The organism is Streptomyces sp. NPDC001816, from assembly GCF_042892235.1.
Taxonomy (GTDB): Bacteria; Actinomycetota; Actinomycetes; order Streptomycetales; family Streptomycetaceae; genus Streptomyces.
Genome location: NZ_JBIATY010000043.1, coordinates 1 through 1,111 on the forward strand (window position 1 = coordinate 1; position 1,111 = coordinate 1,111).

Consider the following 1,111-nt stretch of genomic DNA (forward strand, 5'->3'; position numbering starts at 1 on the left):
TTGGTGATGAGGGGGGCGAGGGTGCGGCCCTCGCGTGCGGCGGCGTCCCAGTCGCGGGGTTTGAGCTGGTACTTCTCCGAGTCCAGGTACTCCTCGCTGCCCTCCCGCAGGGGGGTGTTCTCGCACAGTTCGTAGCCGCTGTAGATGCCCCAGGTGGGGGAGAGGGTGGCGGCTAGCACGGCACGGGTCTCGAAGGCGGGGCGGCCGCCGTGCTGGAGGTAGGCGTGCAGGATGTCGGGGGTGTTGGCGAACAGGTTGGGCCGCATGTAGGAGGCGGCCTCACCCGTCAGTTCGGTCAGGTACTCCGTCAGCTCCTGCTTGTCGTTGCGCCAGGTGAAGTACGTGTACGACTGCTGGAAACCGATCTGCGCCAGGGTGTGCATCATCGCCGGGCGGGTGAAGGCCTCCGCCAGGAAGATGACGTCCGGGTCGGCGCCGTTGACCTCCCCGATCACCCGCTCCCAGAACACGACCGGCTTGGTGTGCGGGTTGTCGACCCGGAAGATCCGCACCCCGTGCGCCATCCAGTGCCGCAGCACCCGCACCGTCTCTGCGACCAGGCCGTCCATGTCGGCGTCGAACGCGATCGGGTAGATGTCCTGGTACTTCTTCGGCGGGTTCTCCGCGTAGGCGATCGTGCCGTCCGGGCGGTGGTTGAACCACTCCGGATGCTTGTGCACCCACGGGTGGTCCGGGGAACACTGCAGCGCGAAGTCCAGGGCCACCTCCAGGCCCAACTCCCGTGCCCGGCCCACGAAGTGGTCGAAGTCCTCGATCGTGCCCAGAGCGGGGTGGACGGCGTCGTGGCCGCCCTCGGGGGAGCCGATCGCCCACGGCACGCCGACGTCGTCGGGGTGGGTGGTGAGGGTGTTGTTGCGGCCCTTGCGGAACGTCGTGCCGATCGGATGGATGGGCGGCAGGTAGACGACGTCGAAGCCCATTTCAGCGATCGCCTTCAGCCGCCGCGCGGCCGTGCGGAAGGTGCCGTGGGGCTGCTCGGCCGTGCCCTCCGAACGCGGGAAGAACTCGTACCACGAGCCGAACAGCGCCCGCTCCCGCTCCACGAGCAGCGGCATCGCGTCGGACGCGGTCACCAACTCCCGCAACGGAT

Annotated in this window: 1 pseudogene; it reads right to left on the minus strand. The window is 68.6% G+C overall.

Annotated features, from left to right (window positions below):
• Positions 1–1,111 (minus strand): annotated as a pseudogene (locus tag ACFYZZ_RS45400) (alpha-1,4-glucan--maltose-1-phosphate maltosyltransferase); the annotation flags it as partial.